The 4,979-nt window shown below is 62.2% G+C and carries 3 protein-coding genes; all 3 read left to right on the top strand.

The genetic code is table 11. From position 1 onward, the window contains the following. Position 1 precedes the first annotated feature (1 nt). Positions 2 to 1,414: a nitrogen regulation protein NR(I) gene (gene ntrC, locus AC1DUU_RS22685; RefSeq protein WP_476785642.1), complete on the top strand. Its 1,413-nt coding sequence runs from the start codon at positions 2 to 4 to the stop codon at positions 1,412 to 1,414. 81 nt (positions 1,415 to 1,495) lie between these two features. Then, entirely contained in the window at positions 1,496 to 3,832 is a 2,337-nt protein-coding gene (locus AC1DUU_RS22680) for a sensor histidine kinase NtrY-like (protein WP_476785641.1), read from the top strand. Next, positions 3,822 to 4,979, top strand: a 1,158-nt coding sequence (gene ntrX / locus AC1DUU_RS22675; RefSeq protein WP_476785640.1) for a nitrogen assimilation response regulator NtrX, incomplete at its 3' end; no start/stop codon positions are given. The genes AC1DUU_RS22680 and ntrX, both read left to right, overlap by 11 nt.

The raw sequence follows: 4,979 nt of genomic DNA, 5'->3' as shown, positions 1-4,979 counted from the left end.
GATCCGCACGGTGCTCAACCAGGCGCTGTCGCGCATGGGGCACGACGTCCGCGTCACCTCCAATGCCGCGACGCTATGGCGCTGGGTGGCGGCCGGCGAGGGCGATCTGGTGATCACCGACGTGGTCATGCCCGACGAAAATGCCTTCGATATGCTGCCGCGCATCAAGAAGGCCCGGCCAGAACTGCCCGTCATCGTCATGAGCGCGCAAAACACCTTCATGACGGCCATCCGCGCGTCGGAAACCGGCGCCTACGAATATCTGCCGAAGCCCTTCGACCTCACCGAATTGCTCAGCATCGTCAACCGGGCGCTCACCGAGCCGCGCCGGCCAAAGATCGACCAACGCCACGACGACCAGCCTGAAACCATGCCGCTGGTCGGGCGCTCGGCTGCGATGCAAGACATCTACCGCATGCTCGCCCGCATGATGCAGACGGATCTAACCGTCATGATTTCAGGCGAATCAGGCACCGGCAAGGAGCTGGTGGCGCGCGCGCTCCATGAATATGGCCGCCGCCGCAACGGTCCGTTTGTTGCCATCAACATGGCCGCAATCCCGCGCGACCTCATCGAATCCGAGCTGTTCGGCCACGAAAAGGGTGCCTTCACCGGGGCGCAAAACCGCTCGACTGGACGTTTCGAACAGGCCGACGGCGGTACGCTGTTCCTCGACGAGATCGGCGACATGCCGATGGAGGCGCAGACAAGGCTGCTGCGCGTGCTGCAGCAGGGCGAATACACGACAGTCGGCGGGCGCACCCCGATCAAGACCGATGTGCGCATCGTGGCTGCGACCAACAAGGACCTCCGGACCCTCATCAATCAGGGCCTGTTCCGCGAGGATTTGTTCTATCGTCTCAATGTTGTGCCGCTTCGCCTTCCAGCATTGCGCGAGCGTTCGGAAGACGTTCCAGACCTTGTCCGCCACTTCTTCAAACAGGGCGTGAGCGAAGGGCTGCAGGCCAAGCATATCTCATCTGGCGGTGTTGAGCTGATGAAGCGCTATCCGTGGCCGGGCAACGTGCGCGAGCTGGAAAACCTGGTGCGCCGGCTGGCGGCGCTTTATCCGCAGGACGAGATTTCGGCCGAAATCATCGAGTCCGAACTCAAGACCGGCGAACAGCCTGTCGTGCCAGGCGGCAACCTCATTCCCGACGATCTGCCGGTCGGCCAGGCGGTCGAGCATTTCCTCCAGCGCTATTTTGCCATGTTTGCCGGCGACCTGCCGCCGCCCGGTCTCTACCAGCGCATTCTGGCCGAGGTCGAATACCCCCTCGTGCTGGCCTCGATGACGGCGACGCGCGGCAACCAGATCAGGGCCGCGGAGCTTCTGGGACTCAACCGCAACACCCTGCGCAAGAAGATCCGCGAGCTCGGCGTCAACGTCTTCAAGTCGTCCCGGCCCGCCTGACGCGACGAAGGCCAAACGTTAATCTGTCGAAAGCCTGCCGAAACATTTCGCTTGCGTCGAAAATGTTGCATAATCGCCACAATGCGTTGCATAGATGCGCCGCAATCAATGTCTTTACACGGCAGCATGGCGAGCCAGGCACAACCTCAGAACGAAACGCTCTTTCCCGAACGGGGCCGGCAGGAAGGTCGTCGCCTTCTTGCGCTTCCGGGCGTGGTGGCGATCGCTGCCGCTTTGGTTTCGGCTGCGGTGTCGTTCGCCATCCTCGTTGGCGTCACGCCGATCACGCCTGATTCGACGACGACACTTGCGCTCATCGGCATCAACGCAGTGTTCGTCCTGATCCTCATCGGACTGATCGTCGTCGAAATCCAGCGCATCGCCATGGCTCGCCGGCATGGCAAGGCGGCGTCGCGGCTGCATGTACGCATCGTCACCATGTTTGCGCTGGTGGCGGCATTGCCGGCATTGCTGGTTGCCATCGTTGCGTCGATCACGCTGGATATCGGCCTCGACCGCTGGTTCGAGATCAGGACGAGGACCATCATCAATTCCTCGCTGTCGATCGCCGAAGCCTATGTCCAGGAAAATGCGCGCAATCTGCAGAGCACGACATTGTCGATGGCCAACGACCTCGACAATGCGCGCTCTCTCTACGGTCTCGACCGCAGCGGCTTCCTCGATTTCATGGGCAGGCAGGCGCAATTGCGCGCACTTGCCCACGCAGCGCTGATCAGGCCTGACGGTTCGTTTGTCATGAGTGCCAAGACCGGTGCTGACYTTGCCATGCCTGAGCCGCCGCAGGCGGCGGTGGAAGCTGCCGCCGACGGCAAGCCGGTGCTGATCGATCCGCGGACGCGCAATATCGTCGGCGCCATCGTCAAGCTGCGCGAGATCGAAGGGCTCTACCTCTACACGATCCGGCTGGTCGATCCTGATGTGATCAGGGCACGCCAGATCGTTACCGCCAATACCGACGAATATCGCGACCTCGGCGCCAACCGGCGCACGACGCAAATTGCCTTTGCGCTGCTTTATCTCGGCCTGACGCTGATCGTGGTCTTGTCGGCGATCTGGACCGGCATCGCGGTCGCCGACCGCCTTGTGCGGCCAATCCGCCAGCTTATCGGCGCTGCGGACGAGGTGGCGACTGGCAATCTGGACGTTTCGGTGCCTGTGCGCCAATCGGATGGCGATGTCGGCGCGCTCAGCGACACGTTCAACAACATGCTGCTTGAGCTCAAGTCGCAGCGTAACGAAATCCTGACCGCCAAGGACGTCATCGATGAGCGGCGACGCTTTTCGGAAGCCGTGCTTTCGGGCGTGACCGCGGGCGTCATCGGCGTCGATCCCTATGGCATCATCACCATCGTCAATCCGTCGGCTGAGGAGATGCTGGCGATCTCGGCGTCCGAGTCGCTCGGCCAGAACCTGTCGATCCTGTTGCCGCATGTCGGCCGTGTCTTTGAAATCGGGCGCAAGTCGGGCCGTGCCGTCTATCGCGAGCAGGTGACTTTTTATCGCGCCGGTGCCGAGCGCACGTTCAACGTCCAGGTGACGGTCGAGGAAGGCGAGAGCGAAGTCGGCGACAAGTCTTATGTCGTAACGATCGACGACATTACCGATCTCGTGACCGCCCAACGCACTTCCGCCTGGGCGGATGTGGCCAGGCGCATCGCCCATGAGATCAAGAACCCGCTGACCCCGATCCAGCTGTCGGCCGAACGTCTCCGCCGCCGCTACGGCAAGGTGATCACCGAGGACCGCGAGGTCTTCGACCAGTGCACCGAGACGATTATCCGGCAGGTCGGCGACATCGGCCGTATGGTCGACGAATTCTCCGCCTTTGCGCGCATGCCGAAGCCGGAAATGAAGGTGACCGACATTCGCGAGCCGCTGCGCGAAGCCTCGTTCCTTGTCGAGGTCAGCCGTGCCGACATCGCCTTCGAACGCGACATCACCGCCGGTCCGCTCAAGGGAACCTTTGACAGCCGCCTAATGGCCCAGGCCTTCGGCAATGTCATCAAGAACGCTGCCGAAGCGATCGAGGCGGCAGAGCGCCATACCGGCGAACCCGGCGTTATTAAAATCCGAGCGCGCCGGGACGGCAACTCGATCCGGATCGATGTCATCGACAACGGCAAGGGCCTGCCGCGCGAAAATCGTCAACGGCTTCTCGAGCCCTATATGACGACCCGCGAGAAGGGCACGGGCCTCGGCCTCGCTATCGTCAAGAAGATTGTCGAGGACCACGGCGGAAGATTGGAACTTCACGACGCACCAGCCGATTTCCACGGCGGGCGCGGCGCGATGATCAGCATGATCCTGCCTGCGACAGCCGAAGAGGCTGCGGCACCCAAGGGGGCCGGGGACACAGTGCAGGTCAGAGAAAACGAAAAGGTCAGAAATGGCATCTGATATTCTCATCGTTGACGACGAGGAAGACATCCGCGAACTGGTCGCAGGCATTCTGAGCGACGAGGGCCATGAAACCCGTACTGCGTTCGATGCCGACAGCGCGCTTGCCGCAATTGCGGACCGTGCGCCGCGTCTGGTTTTCCTCGACATCTGGCTTCAGGGGTCGCGGCTCGACGGGCTGGCATTGCTCGACGAGATCAAGACCTTGCACCCCAGCCTGCCCGTCGTGATGATCTCGGGCCACGGCAACATCGAGACCGCGGTCTCGGCGATCCGGCGCGGCGCCTATGATTTCATCGAAAAGCCGTTCAAGGCCGACCGGCTGATCCTGATCGCCGAGCGCGCGCTCGAAACCTCGAAGCTCAAGCGCGAGGTTTCTGACCTCAAGATGCGCAGTGGTGAAACGCACGACCTGATCGGCATGTCGTCGGCGATGAGCCAGCTGCGTCAAACCATCGATCGTGTCGCGCCGACCAACAGCCGCATCATGATCATCGGACCGTCGGGTTCCGGCAAGGAGATGGCGGCACGCGCCATCCACGCTTTGTCGGCACGCAAGACCGGCCCGTTCGTCGCGCTTAACGCTGCGACCATCACGCCCGAGCGCATGGAGATCGAGCTGTTCGGCACCGAATCGAACGGTGGCGAGCGCAAGGTCGGCGCTCTGGAAGAGGCCCATCAGGGTATCCTTTACCTCGACGAAATCGCCGACATGCCGCGCGAGACGCAAAACAAGATCCTGCGCGTTCTGGTCGAACAGCAGTTCGAGCGCGTCGGCGGCACCAAGCGGGTAAAGGTCGATGTGCGCATCATCTCGTCGACGGCACAGAACCTGGAGGCGATGATTGCCGAGGGTCGTTTCCGCGAGGACCTCTATCATCGCCTTGCTGTCGTGCCGGTGATGGTGCCGGGACTCGCCGAGCGCCGGGAAGACATTCCTTATCTCGTCGACAATTTCATGAAGCAGATGGCCAAGCAGGCCGGCATCAAGCCACGCCGCATCGGTGATGACGCACTGGCCGTGCTCCAGGCCCACAATTGGCCAGGCAACGTTCGCCAGCTGCGCAACAATGTCGAGCGCTTGCTGATCCTTGCGCGCAGCGACAATCCCGAGCAGCCGATCACCGCCGACCTGCTGCCGTCAGAG

Source organism: Aminobacter sp. P4_H6_2, assembly GCF_056400805.1.
This window is presented reverse-complemented; position numbering and strand designations above follow the sequence as displayed.